General features: G+C 66.2%; 19 protein-coding genes. 9 read left to right on the top strand and 10 right to left on the bottom strand.

Translation table 11 applies throughout. The annotated features are described in order from the left end of the window. The 5 genes from ACP146_RS25685 to ACP146_RS25665 form a co-directional block, all read left to right on the top strand. Window positions 1-307, top strand: a 307-nt coding sequence (locus ACP146_RS25685; RefSeq protein ID WP_425032979.1) for a hypothetical protein, incomplete at its 5' end; no start/stop codon positions are given. A gap of 180 nt (window positions 308-487) precedes the next feature. After that, window positions 488-1,231, top strand: a complete 744-nt coding sequence (locus ACP146_RS25680) for an amino acid ABC transporter permease (protein ID WP_422365906.1) — start codon at window positions 488-490, stop codon at window positions 1,229-1,231. Between the two features lie 5 nt (window positions 1,232-1,236). Next, window positions 1,237-2,124 carry an amino acid ABC transporter permease gene (locus ACP146_RS25675; protein ID WP_422365905.1) on the top strand — a complete coding sequence of 296 codons (888 nt, stop codon included), beginning with the start codon at window positions 1,237-1,239 and terminating at the stop codon, window positions 2,122-2,124. Window positions 2,125-2,383: 259 nt separating this feature from the next. Continuing rightward, window positions 2,384-3,142 (top strand): amino acid ABC transporter ATP-binding protein, encoded by a 759-nt coding sequence (locus tag ACP146_RS25670; RefSeq protein WP_422365904.1) that lies wholly within the window; start codon window positions 2,384-2,386, stop codon window positions 3,140-3,142. A gap of 56 nt (window positions 3,143-3,198) precedes the next feature. Then, the gene (locus ACP146_RS25665; RefSeq protein WP_422364941.1) at window positions 3,199-4,554 is read left to right on the top strand and encodes an IS4 family transposase; all 1,356 of its coding nucleotides are present in this window, start codon (window positions 3,199-3,201) and stop codon (window positions 4,552-4,554) included. Window positions 4,555-4,635: 81 nt separating this feature from the next. Here ACP146_RS25665 and ACP146_RS25660 read toward each other — a convergent pair whose 3' ends face one another. Beyond that, the gene (locus ACP146_RS25660; protein ID WP_422369601.1) at window positions 4,636-6,315 is read right to left on the bottom strand and encodes a L,D-transpeptidase family protein; all 1,680 of its coding nucleotides are present in this window, start codon (window positions 6,313-6,315) and stop codon (window positions 4,636-4,638) included. Between the two features lie 261 nt (window positions 6,316-6,576). Here ACP146_RS25660 and ACP146_RS25655 point away from each other — a divergent pair, with 261 nt between their 5' ends. Then, window positions 6,577-7,848: a glycosyltransferase gene (locus ACP146_RS25655; RefSeq protein WP_422369600.1), complete on the top strand. Its 1,272-nt coding sequence runs from the start codon at window positions 6,577-6,579 to the stop codon at window positions 7,846-7,848. 12 nt (window positions 7,849-7,860) lie between these two features. Here ACP146_RS25655 and leuC read toward each other — a convergent pair whose 3' ends face one another. The 9 genes from leuC to ACP146_RS25610 form a co-directional block, all read right to left on the bottom strand. Next, window positions 7,861-9,264 carry a 3-isopropylmalate dehydratase large subunit gene (gene leuC, locus ACP146_RS25650; protein ID WP_422369599.1) on the bottom strand — a complete coding sequence of 468 codons (1,404 nt, stop codon included), beginning with the start codon at window positions 9,262-9,264 and terminating at the stop codon, window positions 7,861-7,863. Between the two features lie 161 nt (window positions 9,265-9,425). Further along, on the bottom strand, window positions 9,426-9,881 hold the full coding sequence (gene rplS, locus ACP146_RS25645; RefSeq protein ID WP_422369598.1) for a 50S ribosomal protein L19: 456 nt from the start codon (window positions 9,879-9,881) through the stop codon (window positions 9,426-9,428). A gap of 53 nt (window positions 9,882-9,934) precedes the next feature. Next, window positions 9,935-10,681 (bottom strand): tRNA (guanosine(37)-N1)-methyltransferase TrmD, encoded by a 747-nt coding sequence (trmD, locus tag ACP146_RS25640; protein WP_422369597.1) that lies wholly within the window; start codon window positions 10,679-10,681, stop codon window positions 9,935-9,937. Window positions 10,682-10,856: 175 nt separating this feature from the next. Continuing rightward, entirely contained in the window at window positions 10,857-11,414 is a 558-nt protein-coding gene (gene rimM / locus ACP146_RS25635) for a ribosome maturation factor RimM (RefSeq protein ID WP_422369596.1), read from the bottom strand. A gap of 36 nt (window positions 11,415-11,450) precedes the next feature. Continuing rightward, window positions 11,451-11,894, bottom strand: a complete 444-nt coding sequence (rpsP, locus tag ACP146_RS25630) for a 30S ribosomal protein S16 (RefSeq protein ID WP_422369595.1) — start codon at window positions 11,892-11,894, stop codon at window positions 11,451-11,453. Between the two features lie 79 nt (window positions 11,895-11,973). Further along, window positions 11,974-13,350 (bottom strand): signal recognition particle protein, encoded by a 1,377-nt coding sequence (ffh, locus tag ACP146_RS25625; protein ID WP_422369594.1) that lies wholly within the window; start codon window positions 13,348-13,350, stop codon window positions 11,974-11,976. Window positions 13,351-13,754: 404 nt separating this feature from the next. After that, complete coding sequence (locus ACP146_RS25620; RefSeq protein WP_299396409.1) at window positions 13,755-13,961, bottom strand: cold-shock protein; 207 nt, start codon at window positions 13,959-13,961, stop codon at window positions 13,755-13,757. Window positions 13,962-14,250: 289 nt separating this feature from the next. Continuing rightward, window positions 14,251-15,072: a hypothetical protein gene (locus ACP146_RS25615; RefSeq protein ID WP_422369593.1), complete on the bottom strand. Its 822-nt coding sequence runs from the start codon at window positions 15,070-15,072 to the stop codon at window positions 14,251-14,253. A 183-nt stretch (window positions 15,073-15,255) separates the two neighbouring features. Continuing rightward, window positions 15,256-15,573, bottom strand: coding sequence for a hypothetical protein (locus ACP146_RS25610; protein WP_422369592.1), 318 nt, complete (start codon window positions 15,571-15,573; stop codon window positions 15,256-15,258). Window positions 15,574-15,897: 324 nt separating this feature from the next. Here ACP146_RS25610 and dapF point away from each other — a divergent pair, with 324 nt between their 5' ends. From dapF to ftsY, 3 genes are read left to right on the top strand one after another with little or no spacing between them, the layout of a single operon-like run. Next, window positions 15,898-16,719 carry a diaminopimelate epimerase gene (gene dapF / locus ACP146_RS25605; protein ID WP_422369591.1) on the top strand — a complete coding sequence of 274 codons (822 nt, stop codon included), beginning with the start codon at window positions 15,898-15,900 and terminating at the stop codon, window positions 16,717-16,719. After that, complete coding sequence (mtaB, locus tag ACP146_RS25600) at window positions 16,716-18,020, top strand: tRNA (N(6)-L-threonylcarbamoyladenosine(37)-C(2))-methylthiotransferase MtaB (RefSeq protein WP_422369590.1); 1,305 nt, start codon at window positions 16,716-16,718, stop codon at window positions 18,018-18,020. Before dapF ends, mtaB begins: the two co-directional genes overlap by 4 nt. Window positions 18,021-18,029: 9 nt before the next feature. Then, a complete protein-coding gene (gene ftsY / locus ACP146_RS25595; protein ID WP_422369589.1) occupies window positions 18,030-18,977 on the top strand; it encodes a signal recognition particle-docking protein FtsY in 948 nt (315 codons plus the stop codon). Window positions 18,978-18,984 lie beyond the last annotated feature (7 nt).

Below are 18,984 nucleotides of genomic sequence, written 5' to 3'. Positions count from 1 at the left end.
GACCGCCCTGCAGCAGAACCGCTGCGTCGCCTTCGTCTACGACGACAGCTTCATCGTCTCGCGCCTGGGCGATGCCGACTGGGAAGGCTGGAAGATGCCGCTGCCGACCATCGACGACGCCCCCTGGGGTCTGGCGGTGAAGAAGGGTGAGGATGCCTTCGCCGCGCTGATGGCGGGCATGATCGTCGAGTGGCACACCTCCGGCCGCATCCTGGAGCTGGAGAGCAAGTACGGCCTGGAGCAAACGCCTTTCGCCAAGAAGATGCATACCCTGTTCCGCGGCGTGAATCCGTCGATCGAGCGGTAACAAAAAAGAAGCCCCCTCACCCTCCCTCTCCCACAAGGGGAGAGGGTGTCTTTTTGGTTCCCCCTCTCCCCCAATCAAATGACCTGGGTGGGAGAGGGTCGGGGTGAGGGGGCCTTCGTTCCAAACGCCAAATGCGCTAGGGTGACGCCAGACAAAAAGTAACAGGGGGACGGCGGCTCAGTGGAGGCAGTCTACAACTGGTTCCGGGTCTTCTATCAGGACACCGGGATCAACCTCACCTTCATCTACGATTCCTACGACCGCAACCGGCTGATCGATGGTTTCTTCATGACCATCTGGCTGTCGCTGATCTGCCTTGCGCTCTCTCTGGTGATCGGTGTGGTCGGCGCCTGGGTCCAGGGCGCGCGCTCGGTGATCCTGCGCCGCATCGTCGCCGCCTATATCGAGTTCTTCCGCAACACCCCGCCGCTGGTGCAGCTCTACTTCTTCTACTTCGCCATCGGCTCGATCCTGCCGACCACTGAAAACCGCTTCGGCCTGCAGGAGCCGATTCTTGGCAGCTTCGCCTGGGCGGTGATCTCGCTATCGTTCTTCGCCGGCGCCTTCAACGTGGAGATCTTCCGCTCCGGCGTCGAGGCGGTGCCGGAGTCGACCAAGGAGGCGGCGGAGGCGCTTGGCTACAACCGTCTGCAGATCTACCTCTACATCGTTCTGCCGCTGGCCTTCCGCGTCTGCCTGCCGGCGCTGAACAACAACCTCGTGAACCTGGTCAAGACCACGACGCTTGCTTATGCGATTGCGGTGCCGGAGATGCTCTACATGGCCAACCAGATCTGGTCGGACTCGGTGAACGTGCCGGAAATGATGACCTTCCTGCTCATCGCCTACGTCTTCCTGGTCGGGGTGCTGGTCTGGTTCATGCACAGGTGGGAGCGGGCGATGCGCCTGCCCGGATTCGGATAATGGGTATGTTCGGTAAGAAGCCTGTTCTCGATGGCGGTACCGATCTGCCGGTGCTGCTGCCCGCCGCCCAGCGCCTTGCCGCCACGGCGGAGAAGGAGCGCGCCGCCGGCTTTCCCCTGCCCCGCCTGCGCGCCCGCCACGGGCTCTGGCTGGTCGCGATCCTGCTGCTCTCCGCCGGCATCGCCGAGGCGCAAAGTGGGACACCCGAAAAGCAGAGCGCCTTTGCCGCGCTCATCAATTGGGTACCGGTGATGCTGGAGGGCTTCGTCTTCAACATCGCCATCTCCTTCCTCGCCATGGCCATCGGCACCGGGACGGGCGCGGTGTTGGGCCTCATGCAGATTTCCCTGCTGCCGCCGGTGCGCGGCGGTTCCTGGTTCGTCACCCAGTTCTTCCGCAACGCGCCCTGGCTGGTGCTGCTGTTCTTCTGCATGTTCCTGCTGCCCTTCGAGTTCGACCTGGGCATCGTCGTCATTCCCTTCCCCGACTGGGTGAAGGCGACCATCGGCCTGGCCCTGCCGGTGATGGCCAACGTCTCGGAGATCGTGCGCGGCGCCGTCAAGTCGCTGCCCTCGGGCCAGTGGGAAGCCGCCGAGTCCCTCGCCTTCACCCGGCGCCAGACGCTTTGGGAGATCATCTTGCCGCAGTGCGTGAAGCGCATGCTGCCGCCCTGGATGAACCTCTACGCCATCCTCACCATGGCCACCGTGCTGGCCTCCATCGTCGGCGTGTCGGAGATGATGACCCAGACCGGCCGCGCGCTTGCCGCCGAGAACCGGCCGGAGCTGCTGATCCCCTTCTACAGCTTCGTGCTGATCTGCTTCTTTGCCTACTGCTACCCCATCGCCGTCGCCACCCGCCGCCTGGAACGGCGCTATCAGGTGAAGCTGTGATGGAGAGCGCCCCCTCACCCTCCCACTTCGCGGGCCCCTCCCTCTCCCGCGAGGGGAGAGGGTTCCTCAAGTTGTACCGGCCCACATTTAGTTCCCCCTCTCCCTTGATGGGAGAGGGTCGGGGTGAGGGTGACTCCCGGTATAGACAGATGAGTCCCCGATCAACGAAGCCCCCCTCACCCTCCCGCTTACGCGGGCCCCTCCCTCTCCCACGAGGGGAGAGGGTTACCTACGCCGCTCCGAATCCGAAAGACCGCTCATGAACGCCACTGCTCCCTGGACCCCGGACCAGCCGATCGTCGCCTGCCGCGACGTGCACAAATCCTTCGGCGAGCTGGAGGTGCTGAAAGGCATTTCCATGGACCTGATGAAGGGCGACGTGGTCTGCATCATCGGGCCCTCGGGCTCCGGCAAGTCGACCTTCATCCGCTGCATCAACGCGCTGACACCGATGGACAGCGGCTCCATCAAGGTCGAGGGGCAGGAGGTGAATGACCCCAAGCTGGACAAGCTGGCGCTGCGCCGCAAGGCCGGCATGGTGTTCCAGCAGTACAACCTCTTCCCCCACAAAACGGCGCTGGAAAACGTGATGATGGCACCGATCAAGGTGCTGAAGGAAGACAGGGCCGAGGTCGAGGAACGCGCCCTGGCGCTGATCAAGAAGGTGCGCCTGGAGGGCAAGGAAGGCTCCTACCCCGGCGAGCTTTCCGGCGGCCAGCAGCAGCGCGTCGCCATCGCCCGCTCGCTCGCCATGCGGCCCGACGTGATGCTGTTCGACGAGGTGACCGCGGCGCTGGACCCGGAGACGGTGAAAGAGGTGCTGGTCACCATCCGCCAGCTCGCCGAGGAAGGCATGACCTGCATCCTGGTGACCCACGAAATGGGCTTCGCCCGGGAAGTCGCCGGCCACATCTATTTCACCGACCGCGGCGTCATCGTCGAACACGGCCCCCCGGCAACCTTCTTCACCGAAGCCAAGGACCCGCGCACGCGGGAGTTTCTGAGCCAGATTCTGTAGGTACCAAACGCCCCCTCACCCTCCTCAAGCAATCCAGGTTTTTTTGGGGGATCTGGATGGCTGGGTTTGGAGACGTGCGTGTTGCGGGTCGGTCGGAATGGATGATGGACCAGTTGGTGTCGAGCGGCAGTTGCGTATTGCGCAAGGTTGGTGGTGACCGGGCTGGTGAGATGGCGTGCCACCGGTTTTTGTCTTCGCCGCATTCCAGCGTTGCGGCGATCCTGTCCGGCCTTGCGGCCCGGACGGCGGCGGTGTGCGCGGGTCGGCATGTGATCTGCATCCAGGATACGAGCGAGATCAACTTCAAGAACCGCGCGGCCAACCGCCGGGGTTTTGGATGCGGGGCGGATGGCACGAGCCCGGCCTTTTTCCTGCACCCGCTGCTTGCGGTGGACGCCGAGGACGAGGCGGTGCTTGGCCTTGTGGGGGCCGAGATCTGGACCCGGCCGCCGGTCAAGGCGGGCGATCGTCGGCGGCGTGCGCCTTCGGACAAGGAGAGCGGTCGCTGGCTGTCCGGGGCGCGCTGCGCCGGCGAGGGTTTGGCCGGCGCCGCCAGCGTAACCGTGGTGGCCGACCGGGAAAGCGACGTCTACACGCTGTTTGCCGGCAAGCCCGAGGGCGTGGAGCTTGTGGTGCGGGCGCGCCACGACCGTGGCTTGGCGGACGGGGAGAACGAAGCAGACGGGGCGGATGGCCGCCGCCTGTTCGAGGCACTGGCGGCGGAACCTGCGCAAGGCCGGTCTGTCGTGAAGGTCGGCCCGCGTGGGCCGGGCGACAAGGGCCGCGAGGCCACGGTGGAACTGCGGGCACGCCGTGTGCGGATCGTCCGCCCCTCGAGGCTGAAGAAGGCGCATGCCGCAGAGATGGTCGAGATGACCGTCGTCGAAGCGCGCGAGCCCGATCCGCCGGCGGGCAAGGCGGCGCTGCACTGGCGTCTGCTGTCGTCGGCGGACATCGCGCCGCAGCGTGCGGTTCAGCTCTACCGCCTGCGCTGGCGCATCGAGCAGCTGTTCCGAACCTGCAAGAGCGACGGCCTGCGCTTCGACGAAACCCAGATGCACGATGCCGGGCGGCTGATGAAGTTCGCCGCCATGGCGCTCGGCGCGGCGGCCCGCATCATGCAACTGGTCGATGCCCGCGACGGCTCGCGCCGACCGGCGACGGACGCCCTCGACGCCGGCTTTCTGCCCGCATTCCAGGCGATCTCCAAGACGCTCGAAGGCAACACCGAGCGCCAGAAAAATCCGCATCCAGCCGACAGCCTCGCGTTCCTCGCCTGGGTCTGCGCCCGCCTCGGCGGATGGAACTGCTACTACAAACCGCCCGGACCAAAGACCATGAAAACCGGTTGGCAAACCCTCGCAGCACAACTCACCGGATTCGCACTCGCAACAAACATCGAAAATGTGTGAATCCCATAGCCCACAAGGGGAGAGGGCCGGGGTGAGGGGGGAACCCCGCGTCAGCGGGACCGGAAGAGTTCGTGAAAGACCCTAGCGCCAGTCGCCGGCCCGGGCGCCGAGCAGGGCCTCGGCCAGCTTGGCGTCGCGGCCGTAGACGTCCTTGCGGAAATGCACGGAGCCGTCCTTGTTGACCCAGGAAGTCAGATAGCTGATGTGCACCGGCAGGGGCTCTTTCAGAGTAACGATGCGCCGCTCCCCGGACTCGATGGTCTCGTTGATGCGCTGCAGCGGCCAGTCCCCGGTCTGGGTCAGAACCGCCTCGGCCAGACCCGGCGGATCGGAAACCCGGATGCAGCCGTGGCTGAAGGTGCGCTCGTCCTTGCCGAAGAGCGCTTTCGCCGGTGTGTCGTGAAGATAGATGTTGAAGCGGTTCGGGAACATGAACTTCACCCGGCCCAGGGCGTTGCCGTCGCCGGAGCCCTGGCGCAGCTTGTAGGGGAAGTTGTTGCGGTTCACCGCCGCCCAGTCGACGATCAGCGGATCGACCACCCGGGCGCCGCTGCTCCAGTCGCTGAACAGGGTGAAGTTGTGCTCCGCCAGATAGCTGGCGTTCTGCTTGATCTTGGGCAGCAGTTCCTTGCGCGCGATGCTCGGCGGCACGTTCCAATAGGGGTTCATCACCAGATAGGTCATCTGGTGGCTGAAGACCGGGGTCGAGTGATAGGGCCGGCCGACCACCACCGGCATGTCGAGCAGCGTCTTTTCGCCCTCCACCAGCTTCAGAAGCTGATCGGCGAGATTGACGAAGATATGGCGCTGGCCGAGATCATCGGGCATCCAGCGCCGGCGCTCCAGGTTCAGCACCATCTGCTCGATGCGGGTTTCGATGGGCACGTTGAGGGCCGCCAGGGTCTTCCTGCCGACCGCGCCGTCCTGGGTCAGGCCGTGGCGGTACTGCATCCACTTCACACCCTCGACCAGTTTGTCGTCGTAGAAGTATGGATCGCCGCCGCTTTCACTCAGATCCTGGTCCGGCTTCAGGTCGCCCCAGAGACGCAGGCGTTCGCGCAGCAGGCCGACCCGCGGATCGGTCATGCCCGGCTTCAGGGTCGGCCCCTGGGGCAGCGGCTGCCAGCCGCCCTGGGTCGCCAGCGCGCGGTATTCGGCCAACGCGACCTTCTGGCGGTCGTAACGCACGGTGTCGGGCCGGTAGCTCTCCACAAAAGCCCGCAGGTCTTCCGCTTCGGCAGCGGCGGCCAGCACCGCCTCCTTGCGCACCTCCTCCCGGAACACGAAAAGCGCCGGGTCGGCAATATGCGGCGTGGTGCGGCCCTGGCCGAGATCGGCGGCATAGCGCACCAGCCCCTGGGTCAGACGCACCTCAAGCTCAGCCAGTGACCCCGGTTCCCTCGCCTCCAGCAGGGCAACGATCTGCTCGGCCCCATAGTCGCGCGGATCCAAAGCGTCGAGATCGGCTGCCAGCAGCAGATCGGTCAGTTGCCGGGCGCGCGGCGAGGCCCCGGCCTCGTCCACCCAGACCGGCTGCAGACCGCGCGCCTGGTAAAAGCGCTCCAGAACCGTCAGCGACTCGATTTCGTCATCGGTGGCCGCGGTTCCGACGCCGGCGCGCAACTGGGCGCCGAGCGCGTCTTCCAGCGCCGCCGCAGCGGCGGGCAGCGGCGCCAGGGCGAGGCTCGCCCAAAGCAGGCAAACCGACAGGCAGCTTGCACGGATCGTGATTCCGCAGACGATCATATCCCCGGTTTTCATTCCTGGGTCCCCTCTTCCTCTCGCCCCGCGGCCGGCCCTTGTTGTTCTCAGCCGGGTTGTTCTCAACCGGGGGCGCTCTGCTCTCTCAAGATCCATAGGATCACAGCAGGCGGCGGGTTTCCAGCCCACCCGATGCAACCACCGGGCCCGGAAGGGCTGCAAAAAAGGGGTGCCCTCACCCGAAGGCCTCTCCAGCCGCCTCTCGCCCTCACTCTCGACCCCCCTCTCGACGGGGCCGGGCAAAACCTCTATGCCGGACGCATGCGGATTCTTATCCTGACCCTGGGGTCGCGCGGCGACGTGCAGCCTTATGTGGCGCTGGGCGCCGCGCTGCGGGCCCGCGGCCACAACGTGATCGTGAGTACGGGGCAGGGCTTCGAGGCGATGATCGAGGCCCAAGGCCTGACCGCCGCGCCGCTTTCCGACAACGTGCGGGAAATGATCCAGACGCCGGAGATCCAAGCGGCGCTGCGGACCTTCTCCGGCAAGATCCGGGCCTGGCGCGCCTCCAAGGGCCTGTTCCGCCGCCAGCTCGACGAGATGTGGGCCGTCGCGCAGGAGGTACGGCCCGATATCATTCTCTACCATCACCCCAAGGGGCTGGCGGCTCAGCATATCGCCGAGGCGTTGCAGATCATCGCCGTACCGACGGCCCTGATCCCCGCTTATATCCCCACCGGCGCCTTCCCCAGCCCGGGCCTGCCGTTCGGCGACCTCGGGCGCTTCGGCAACCGGATGAGTCACAAGGCGGTCGTCGGCCTGATGCATCGCCTGCTGTCAGGGCAGGTCGGCCGCTGGCGCAGCGAACGGCTTGGCCTCGCGGAGAAGGGACCGCGAGACCTTTTCGGCGGCTACCACCCGGCGGGAAAGGCCGTGCCCCGGCTGCACGGCTTCAGCCGCCACCTGGTGCCCGCGGCGGAAGACTGGGGCAGCCGGGAGAAGGTTACGGGATACTGGTTCTCAGAGCCCGCCACCGGCTGGCAGCCGCCGCCGGCGCTATCGCGCTTTCTCGAAGCCGGACCGCCGCCGGTCTATGTCGGCTTCGGCAGCATGCCGGGAAAGGACGCGGGGCCGTTGACCCAAAACGTGATCGACGCGCTGCGGGCGGTCGGAAAGCGCGGGGTCTTGGCGACCGGCTGGGGCGGCCTGACGGATTCAAGCAGCAATGAGCACGTTTGTTTTTTGGAATCCGCGCCGCACGACTGGCTGTTTCCACGCTGTGCGGCGGTGGTTCATCACGGCGGCGCCGGCACCACCCACGAGGGCCTGCGCTGGGGGCGCCCCTCGGTCATCTGTCCGGTGTTCGGCGATCAGCCCTTCTGGGGCCAGCGGGTGGCGGCAACCGGTGCCGGCCCGCCGCCTCTGCCGCAGAAGCGCCTGACGGCAGCGACCCTGTCCGAGGCGCTGAAAGCCACCGAAGCGCCGGAGATGCGCAGGCGCGCCGCCGAAACCGGCGAAGCCCTGCGCGCGGAACCCGGTGCCGCGGGCGCGGCAGCAGAAGTCGATGCGATGATCGAAAGCTGGGCCGACTAAAAGCTGGGCTGCCTAAAGCTCCCGCACGTCGGCGAGGCGGCCTGCGATGGCCGCCGCCGCGGCCATGCCCGGGCTCATCAGGTGGGTGCGCCCGCCGCGGCCCTGGCGGCCCTCGAAGTTGCGGTTGGAGGTGGAGGCGCAGCGCTCGCCCGGCTGCAGGCGGTCGGCGTTCATCGCCAGACACATGGAGCAGCCCGGCTCCCGCCAATCAAAGCCCGCCTCGGTGAAGATGCGGTCGAGCCCCTCTTCCTCGGCCTGGTTCTTCACCAGACCCGATCCCGGCACGATCATCGCGTGGACGCCCTCGGCGACCTTGCGGCCCTCGGCGACCTTGGCGGCCTCGCGCAGATCCTCGATGCGACCGTTGGTGCAGGAGCCGATGAAGACCTTGTCGATGGCGACTTCGCTGAGCGGCGTGCCCGCCTTCAGGCCCATGTAATCCAGCGAGCGTTCCATCGCCTGGCGCTTGGCGTCGTCGCGGGCCTCTTCCGGGCTCGGCACCCGGCCGGTGATCGGCGCGACGTCTTCCGGGCTGGTGCCCCAGGTGATCTGCGGATCGATGTCGCCGGTCGCGAGCGTCACCTCCTTGTCGTAGCGCGCGCCCTCGTCGGAGGGCAGGCTGCGCCAGTAGGCGACGGCCTGTTCCCAGGCCCCGGCCTTGGGCGCCATGGGGCGGCCCATGACATAGTCGTAGGTCTTCTCGTCCGGCGCGATCAGCCCGGCGCGGGCGCCGCCCTCGATGGACATGTTGCAGACCGTCATGCGGCCTTCCATGGAGAGGTCGCGGATCGCCTGGCCGGCGTATTCGATGACATGGCCGGTGCCGCCGGCGGTGCCGATCTTGCCGATGATGGCGAGGATCAGGTCCTTGGCGGTAATGCCCACCGGCAGCGCCCCGTCGACGGCGATGCGCATGTTCTTCGCCGGCTGCTGGATCAGGGTCTGGGTCGCCAGAACGTGTTCGACCTCGGAGGTGCCGATACCGAAAGCCAGCGCCCCGAAGGCGCCGTGGGTCGCGGTGTGGCTGTCGCCGCAGACGATGGTCATACCGGGCTGGGTGAAGCCCTGTTCCGGTCCGATGATGTGGACGATGCCCTGGCGGACATCGTTCATCTGAAAGATCGGCACGCCGAAGTCGGCGCAGTTCTTCTCCAGGGTTTCGACCTGGATGCGGCTTTCCTCTTCCTCGATCCCCTTGGAGCGGTCGGTGGTCGGCACGTTGTGATCCGGCACCGCCAGCGTCGCCTCGGGATGGCGCACCTTGCGCCCGGCCATGCGCAGGCCTTCGAAGGCCTGTGGCGAGGTCACCTCGTGCACCAGATGACGGTCGATATAGATGAGGCAGGTGCCGTCGTCCTGACGGTTCACCAGATGGCTGTCCCAGATCTTGTCAAACAGGGTGCGCGGTGCGGACATCGTGTGATCGTTCCTTGAAGAGGCCTTGTTCTTCAACGCCCCCTCTTCTCGTCCCGGCCCTGGGACGAAGGGGCCTGAAATAGAAAAGGGCCCGCCGGCGCTTCCGAGAAGCGGCCTGACGGGCCCTCTTGATGCCTGGACGGCAGAGAGACCCTCGGCTGCTAGCCTTCGGCCTTCTCGGCTTTCTTGGACTTGCTGCGCTCGGCCTTGGCCTTGGCAGCTTCCTGCTTGGCCGCGGCTTCCAGCTTGCCGCTGTGACCGGTGGTCTGCTCGCGGATGCGCGCGGCCTTACCGGTGCGGCCCCTGAGGTAATAGAGCTTGGCGCGGCGGACGTCGCCGCGGCGCACCACCTCGATCGACTCGATGCGCGGGCTGTAGAGCGGGAAGACACGCTCGACGCCTTCGCCGTAGGACAGCTTGCGCACGGTGAAGGCCGAGTTGATCCCGCGGTTACGCCGCGCAATGCAGACGCCCTCGAAGGCCTGAACGCGCTCGCGGCTGCCTTCACGGACCTTCACATTGACCCGCAGGGTGTCGCCCGGGGCGAAAGCCGGCGGCTCTTTATCGGCGGTCAGCTTGCCGATCTGTTCTTGATCGATCTGTTCGATGACGTTCATGGCTCTCAATCCTCAAACCAACGCGGGTGACCGGCCAACAAGCAGGCCAGGCCCTAATTCTTCGTGTAGCGCGCCCAAAGATCCGGGCGGCGCCGCTTCGTAATCTCTTCCGCCTGCGCCTTGCGCCAGAGGCGGATTTTCTCGTGGTGGCCGGAGGTCAGGACTTCCGGCACCTTGCGCCCCTGCCACTCGGCCGGCCGCGTAAAGAGGGGATATTCCAGCAACCCCTCAAACTCGTTCTCGCCGAACGATTCCTCGCCCGGGCTGTCCTCGTTGCCCATCACCTCGGGCAGCAGACGGACGATCGCATCCATCAACACCAGGGCCGCGGTCTCGCCGCCGGAGAGGACATAGTCACCCAGCGAGACCTCGAGGACGTCATGGGCCTCCAGGACCCTTTCGTCGACCCCCTCGTAGCGGCCGCAGAGCAGGGTCACACCCGGCCCCGCCGCCAATTCCCGCACCAGGCTCTGCGTCAGCAGACGCCCCCGGGGCGAGAGATAGAGGACCGGCGCTCTGCGGCCTGGTGCCTCTTCGCCGGAGGTTTCCGCTCCGGCCCAATTTTCCTGCGCGGCGTGGAGGGCCGCGTCGACCACATCCGGCCGCATCACCATGCCCGCACCGCCCCCGAAAGGGGTGTCGTCCACGCTGCGGTGTTTATCGCGCGCGAAATCCCGGATGTCCAGGATATCGAGCGCCCAAAGGCCCCGATCCAGAGCCTTTCCCGCCAGACTTTGCCCCAACGGCCCCGGAAACATCTCCGGAAAGAGCGTCAGGACCAGCGACCGCCATGCCGCCATGGGACCTCCCGCCCGGATTTCCCGCCATCAGGCGGATTTAATTTCCTGGGCCCCGGAGGGCCCGCTTGGCGCCAAAGGCGGCGCTTTATGGCCCTGCAGGGGCCGTTTGTCCAGCCCAAAGGGCTCTTTTACGGCGTTTTTGGCGGGCTCTCCGGGTTAACCCCCGGCAGCCTGCTCAGGCGCCGTTTTCCGGCTCCGCCGCGTCCTCGGACGCCATCACGTCCGCGGGCGGCTGAACCACCAGGCGGCCGCCGGCCAGATCGACCTCCGGCACCGCCGCCCTGGTGAAGGGCAGCATCTGGCTGCGCCCCTCGGCATCGACGATCTCCAACAGATCGCCGGCGCCGTAGTTGTCCACCGCCTGGACCCGCCCCAGCGCCCGGCCCGTCGTGTCCTCCACCCTGAGGCCGACCAGATCGACGTGGTAGAAGACCTCTTCCTCCTCCAGGGCCGGCAGGGCCCCGCGCTCCACATAAAGCCGTGTCCCATGCAGGGCCTGGGCCTGATCGCGGTCGCTGACGCCGGCCAGCCGCACCAGGACCACCCCCTTGGCCCGCCCGGCGACTTCCAGCGTCCAGCGCCGCTTGCCGCCTTCATCGCTCACCGCCCCATAGGCGGCGACATCTTCGGGCACCTCGGTGAAGGCCTTCACCTTCACCAGACCGCGCACGCCGTGGGCGCCGACCATGACACCCAGGCAGATGCGTTCTGCAGCCTTTGTATCCCTATCCATAACGGACGGCATCCATAGCCCGCAGCCGGAAGGCTCTTACTCGGCCTTGGCTTCTTCGGCGACTTCCTCAGCAGGCGCTTCCTCGGCGGGCGCCTCTTCAGCCGGGGCGGCCGCTTCGGCAGCCGCAGCCTCTTCAGCCGCCTTCTTGGCGTCCTCGGCCTCCTGCAGACGCTCCTGCGCCTTCTGCCCGGGCAGGTTCTTCTTGGTCTGCCGGGGAATGCGGCGCGACGGCGCCAGATCGGCGGCGGCCAGGAAACGGCTCACCCGATCACTCGGCGTGGCACCGACCGACAGCCAGTGCTTGGCGCGCTCGGTGTTCAGCACGATGCGCTCCGGATGGTCCTTGGCGACCATCGGGTTGTAGGAGCCGATGCGCTCGATGAAGCGGCCATCGCGCGGGCTGCGGGAGTCGGCGACGACGATGCGGTAGTAGGGGCGCTTCTTAGCGCCGCCGCGGGACAAACGGATCTTCAGGGACATTTCAAATACTCGCTTTCTAGAAAGTCAGTCTGTTCTGTTCGAATTTCATCAGGGTTTTCGAATGATCTGGGCGTGCGGGTCATCCAAAGGGATTGCCGCCGCCACCGCCGGGCATCAGCCCCGGCAGGCCGCCGCGCATCATTCCCTTCTTGCCCATCTTCTGAACCCGCTTCATCACGCGGGTCGCGTCCTTGTGCTGCTTCAGCAGCTTGTTCACTTCCTGCACCGTGGTGCCGGAGCCCTTGGCGATGCGCTGCTTACGCGAAGCCTTGATCAGCTCCGGCTTCTGGCGCTCGCCCGGGGTCATGGAAGACAGCACCGCCAACTGGCGCTTCACCATGCCGTCGTCCAGCTTGGCCTTTTTAAGCTGCTGCATCTGGCTGCCGGACATCCCCGGCAGCATGCCCATCAGGCTGGAGAGGCCGCCCATCTTCTGCATCTGCTGAAGCTGCTTGGCAAAGTCGTCGAGGTCGAAGGTACCTTTCTGCAGTTTCTTGGCGAGCTTTTCCGCCTCATCCTGCTCGATGGTCTCCGCCGCTTTTTCGACCAGCGAGACCACGTCGCCCATGCCGAGAATGCGTGACGCCACGCGGTCAGGATGGAAATCCTCCAGATCGTCCAGCTTTTCGCCGACGCCGATCAGCTTGATCGGGCAGCCGGTGACCGCGCGCATGGAAAGCGCCGCACCGCCGCGGGCATCGCCGTCGACCCTGGTCAGCACGATGCCGGTCAGATCGACCCGCTCCTTGAAGGCGGTGGCCACCGTCACCGCGTCCTGGCCGGTCATCGCGTCGGCAACCAGCAGGCTCTCGTGGGGCTTGGCGGCATCGCGCACCGCCGCCACCTCGGTCATCAGTTCCTCGTCGATGGCCAGACGCCCGGCGGTATCCAGCATGACCACGTCATAGCCTTCCAGTGCCCCGGACTGCATGGCCCGCTTGGCGATCGCCACCGGCGGCTCGCCGGGCACGATGCGCAGGGTCGCCACCCCGGCCTGCTCGCCCAGTACCTTCAACTGCTCCTGCGCGGCCGGGCGGCGCACGTCGAGGGAGGCCATCAGGACCTTCTTCTTCTCGCGGTCCTGCAGGCGGCGCGCGATCTTGGCGCAGCTCGTCGTCTTGCCGGAGCCCTGCAGCCCGACCAGCATGATGCCGACCGGCGCGGTGGCGCGCAGGTCGATGCCGACCCCGGTGGCGCCCAGGGTTTCGACCAGGTGATCGTGGACCACCTTGACAACCATCTGGCCCGGCGTGACGGAACGCAGGACCTCTTGCCCGATGGCCTTTTCGCGGACCCCGTCGATGAAGTCCTTCACCACCGGCAGGGCGACGTCGGCCTCCAGCAGGGCGACCCGCACCTCGCGCAGGGCGGCGTTCACGTCGGCTTCGCTGAGCGCGCCGCGGCGCGTCAGCTTGTCGAAGACGCCTGAAAGCCGTTCCTGAAGGCTATCGAACATAAGTGTCTGTCGGTCCTAATTCACCAGGGATCACTGGTCGTGATCCCTGTATTGCGTTCAAGCGCCACGCGGGCTGCGCTCCCACTTGGTCGCTAGTCCTAAATCTCAGGCCCCTCGGGGCCCAGAGATCTTCGTCCGTCAAACCGCGACAACCCAACGGATTTCGCGCCAGTGCGCGAAAACTCGCGGACTGGCGGGGCTGCCCACCATCGGGTGGGCGAAAGCCGGTCAAGTCACCTTGGCCTGAATGGCGCGGAACTTAGGGGGCCGGGACCCCCAGGTCAAGCCCGGCGAGAAGCAGGTTCAACACCGGCTTTTCCCAACTTCAAAACGAAAACGGCCGCCCTTCCTGGGCGGCCGGATCGAAAAGCTTTCCGGTACTCTGAAGCTTCAGCCTTTTGAGATCAGTCGGCTGCCGCGATGTTCACGGCCTTGGGGCCGCGGGCATCGGGCTGAACCTCAAAAGTCACCTTCTGGCCTTCGACCAGCGGGCCCATGCCCGAACGCTCAACGGCGGAGATGTGAACGAACACATCCTTGGAGCCGTCTTCAGGAGCGATAAAGCCGAAGCCTTTGGTGGTATTGAAAAATTTCACGGTTCCCGTGATCATGGTCTGGGTCTTCCTTCGCACTGCAAACGTCGTACGCCCCGGCAAAACACTGTCCGGGCCGCGTTAAGGCACAACATAGGTCATGGAAACTCAGGCACGGACGCTCTTTTTTCCAGAGATCCGACCCCAATCGATCCGATCCATGGCTATACAACCGATCCTGCGGCTTCTGACCTTACGTCCGTCACCACCACTACACCTATGCGCTGGCGCGTCGGAAAGCAAGATGATTCACACCTGATTTTGTCGCTAATCCAATCGGATAAGCTGACATCTTGATGACTTCAAGTCAGCGAAGACGGCCCGCCGCACGACCCTCGGCCAGGGCCAGGCGCAGATCGCGCAGCATCGCCTCGACTTCGCCGGTCAGCGCCAGGGTTGCGTTGGCCCTCGCCTGTTCCTGGGCCGATTGCCCCACCGCGCGGCTGTTGCCGGCGGTCGTGATCCGCCGCACCGGCTGTTCCGCCACCGCCGAGGCCAAGCCATAGGTATAGCCGTTGCGGACATCGACAAGCACAGCCTGGGCCGAGCCTTTGGCCGCGACATCTTCGGTCGGCAGGAAAAAACCGATCAGCGCCAGCTTGGTGACGGCCAGGGGATTGCTGGTTTCCTCGGATGTACCGAAGGTTTCGTATATCAGCACTGCGTCGAGATGCTGGCGCGCGGCGCCGAGACGGATTTCCCGAACCACCTGGGCCAGGGACTTGCGGTATCTGCTGAAGGGATCGCGATGAACAGGCGCCGCTGCGGAAACGGGGGTCGCCAGCGCGGCGATCAGCGGCGAGACCGGAACGAAGTCGCCGTAGCCCGGCCCCAGACGCCCGGCCAGGGCTTTCCAGGCTTCAGCCTCTGCCGCCGGCACGGGGGCAAGGCCGTCCCCACCAATCCTGGCGAGCCCGATGCGGGCAGGAAAGCGCAGTTGCGGCTCCACCTTGGCCGCCGCGGCGATCTCCGCGTCGGTCGCCGCTGACTGCCCGGCATCGCCACCCGTCGTTTTGTAGGCGGCCAGATAGTCCGAGCCCGAGGTGGCCTGAACGTGATGGCCGCAAGCGGCCAGCAAAACAACGAGGCCAAGCGCGAGGCCGGCCTTGAGGCAAGGTAGGTTTTGCATGATCTCCCCCTGAAGACGCTGCGCGCGGCAGGCTGCCTGCGCGTTCTGGAAGAGCTTGAAAGGCAAAGCGCCCGGAAAGAGGGCGCAGTTGTGGCAAATTTTGGGCGGCGATATGCGCAGATAAGCTAAAGCGGGGACCGATCCATTTCGGCCCCCGCTATCAAGAAAAATTTGTGAAGTGTGTCAGTTACAGGGGCAGGTGCCGCTGCAGGAGGTCTGGTTGTCGATGTCGTGGCAGCCGGTGTCTTCGCCGGTGATTGTGTCCCAGAACTGCACCCAGGCATGGTCTTTGATGACCACCGGCTTGCTCTGGATCCGGTTGCTCGCCTGCGGACCTGTGGGGCGGGGCGGCACGATCGGCTTTTTCTGCACCTGCATCTTCATGGTCGGGCTCTTCGACACGTCGGCCTCAGCAGCACCGTGGAAGGTCATCGACATTGTCAGTGCGACAAGAGCGGAGGCGGCAAGTCCAAAAAGAGTCTTGGTTTTCTGAATGCGCATGAAATCCATTCCTTACAAAAATTTGGTTCGGGTAATTGGGTTGGGGGTTGTCCATAAAACTGGTCCCCAGACCACTGCGATGCCGAGAGATCAAAAAGGCGACTGCGGCGGGCAACGCGGCGGCTGCGGGCGGTGGAATACAAAGAACGGGCGCAGGCGTGAACCCGAGAACACGCAGGTATGTTCTGCAGCTTTGCATGAAAGCGCTTAACGCCGTCGTCGGTGCAGGAAATCCGCCGTTTTCCCGGCCGGACCTTCCCGCCTGTCTCTGAAGGAGTAGCCCATCCTGGACTTACTGGCCCCGGCGGTCCTATAACCCGCCACATGACCGCACGCCCCTTCATCAAGATGCACGGCCTGGGCAACGACTTCGTCGTCGTTGACGCCCGGGACGAGCCGTTTTTGCTGACCGACGACCTGGCCCGGGCCATCGCCGACCGGCGCAGGGGTGTGGGCTGCGACCAGTTGCTGATCATCGAGCCGCCGTCCAACGGCAGTGCCGATGTCTTCATGCGCATCCGCAACCACGACGGCGGCGAGGTCGGGGCCTGCGGCAACGGCACCCGCTGCGTCGCCGCCCTGGTGATGGAAGAGACCGGGCAGGACCGCCTGACCATCGAAACCCAGCGGGGCCTGCTGCAGGCCAGCGCGGCCGGCCGCAACCGCGTCCAGGTGGACATGGGCGAAGCGCTGACCGGCTGGCGCGACATCCCTTTGAGCGAGGAACGCGATACCCTGCACCTGGGTCTCGCTTCCGGGCCCCTCAACGACCCCGTCGGCGTCAACATGGGCAACCCCCATGCGGTCTTTTTCGTTGAGACGGTAGAAAGCCTGCCGCTGGACCGGCTCGGCCCGGCCCTGGAACACGACCCGCTGTTTCCCGAGCGCGCCAACATCGGCGCCGCCGAGGTGATCGGTCCGAATCAGTTGCGGCTGAGAGTCTGGGAGCGCGGGGTCGGCCTCACCCAGGCCTGCGGCAGCGGCGCCTGTGCCGCGGCCGTCGCCGCCGCCCGCCGCGGCATCACGGGACGCAAGGTCGAGGTGGTGCTGGACGGCGGCGCCCTGGAGCTGGAATGGCGAGAGGACGGCCATGTGCTGATGACCGGGCCAGTGGCCACGGCCTTCACCGGGGAGCTGGCGCTGTGAGCAGCGATCAGAAGCCCGGAAACAACGCACCGCGCATCCTCACCTTCGGCTGCCGCCTCAACGCCTATGAATCTGAGGTCATGCGCGGGCATGCCGAGGCGGCGGGGCTCGACAACAGCGTCATCGTCAACACCTGCGCCGTCACCGGCGAGGCCGAGCGCCAGGCGCGCCAGGCGATCCGCAAGGCCCGGCGCGAGAACCCGGAGGCGCAGATCATCGTCACCGGCTGCGCCGCGCAGATCGACCCCCAGGGCTTCGCCGCCATGGCGGAGGTCGACCGGGTCATCGGCAACGAGGAAAAGCTGCGCGCCGAAAGTTTTCTGCCGGACAATACGGCGCCGCTGCTGGTGAACGACATCATGAGCGTGACCGAGACCGCGCCGCAGATGATCGACGGTTTCGCCGAGCGCACCCGCGCCTTCGTTCAGGTGCAGCAGGGCTGCGACCACCGCTGCACCTTCTGCATCATTCCCTTTGGCCGCGGCAACAGCCGCTCGGTGCCCCTGGGAGAGGTGGTGCGCCAGGTGCGCAATCTGGTCGCGGGCGGCGTCGCGGAGATCGTGCTTACCGGCGTCGACGTCACCTCCTACGGCGGCGACCTGCCGGGGCAGCCCAGCCTCGGCCAGATGGTCCGCCGCCTGCTGGCCCAGGTGCCGAACCTGCAGCGCCTGCGCCTTTCCTCTCTCGATGCCATCGAGCTGGACCCGGACCTGCGCCGCCTCATCGCCGAGGAGCCGCGGCTGATGCCGCATCTGCATCTCTCGCTCCAGGCCGGCGACGACATGATCCTGAAGCGCATGAAGCGCCGACATTCGCGCAGCGAGGCCGTCGATCTGTGCCGCGAGCTGCGGGAACTGCGCCCCGGCATCGTCTTCGGCGCCGACCTCATCGCCGGCTTCCCGACCGAGAGCGAGGCGATGTTCGAGAATTCGCTGAAGCTCATCGAAGACTGCGGCCTCACCTATCTACACGTCTTTCCCTATTCGGCGCGCAAGGGCACACCGGCGGCAAAGATGCCGCAGGTTCCTCTCGCCCTACGTAAGGAACGCGCCGCCCGCCTGCGCAGCGCCGGGACCGCCGCCCTCGACCGCTTCCTTGACGGCCAGGTCGGCAAGCCCGCATCCGTGCTGATCGAAAAGCAGGAAGCCGACGGACGCTTTCTCGGCCGCAGCGAGACCTTCGCGCCGGTGCTGCTCGAAGCCGGCGAGATCGGTGCGGTAACGCAGGTCCGCATCTCCGGGCGCGACGGCGGGCGGCTGACCGCCGCGCCTCTGCAACAGCAACTCTCCCCCGCAGCGTGAGCGACACGGATGAGTGACGTGGCAGAGAAAAAAGGCGGCTGGTTCTCCCGCCTGAAGGCCGGGCTGACCCGTTCCTCCAGCAAGCTGGGCGACGGCATCGCCGGCATCTTCAACAAGCGCAAGCTGGATGACGCCGCGCTGGAGGAACTGGAAGAACTGCTGATTACCGCCGACCTTGGCGTGACCACGGCCGCAAAGCTGACCACGGAACTGGCCAAGACGCGCTTCGACAAAGAGGTCGATCCCCAGGAGGTGCGCGAAGCCCTGGCGGCCGACGTCGCGCAAATCCTGGAACCTGTGGCGCAGCCTCTCACCCTCGACCCGTCCAACAAACCCAACGTGGTGCTGGTCGTCGGCGTCAACGGCTCCGGCAAGACCACCACCATCGGCAAGCTGGCGACCCACTACCGCGCCCAGGGGCTTTCGGTGCGCCTCGCCGCCGGCGATACCTTCCGCGCCGCCGCCATCGAGCAGTTGAAGATCTGGGGCGAGCGGTCCGGCTGTGCCGTCGTCGCCGGCAAACAAGGCGCCGATTCAGCGGGCCTCGCCTTCGAGGCAGTGGAGCAGGCCAAGGCCGCGGGTGACGACGTATTGCTCATCGACACCGCCGGGCGCCTGCACAACAGAACCGAACTGATGGCCGAGCTGCAGAAGGTCGCCCGGGTCATCAAGAAGGTCGAACCCGCCGCACCTCATCACGTGATCCTGGTGCTCGACGCCACCACCGGCCAGAACGCCCTGACCCAGGTCGGCACCTTCAAGGACCTGGTGGACCTCACCGGCCTGGTGGTCACCAAGCTGGACGGCTCGGCCCGCGGCGGCGTGCTGGTGGCGCTCGCCGAGAAGTACGGCCTGCCGGTCCACGCCATCGGCGTCGGCGAAGGGGCCGAAGACTTCCGCCCCTTCGCCGCCAAAGACTTCGCCCGCGCGCTGGTCGGGCTGGATCGGGCGAGCTAGGCGAGCC

The sequence above is a fragment of the Pelagibius sp. genome (assembly GCF_965249265.1).
GTDB lineage: Bacteria > Pseudomonadota > Alphaproteobacteria > Kiloniellales > Kiloniellaceae > Pelagibius.
This window is presented reverse-complemented; position numbering and strand designations above follow the sequence as displayed.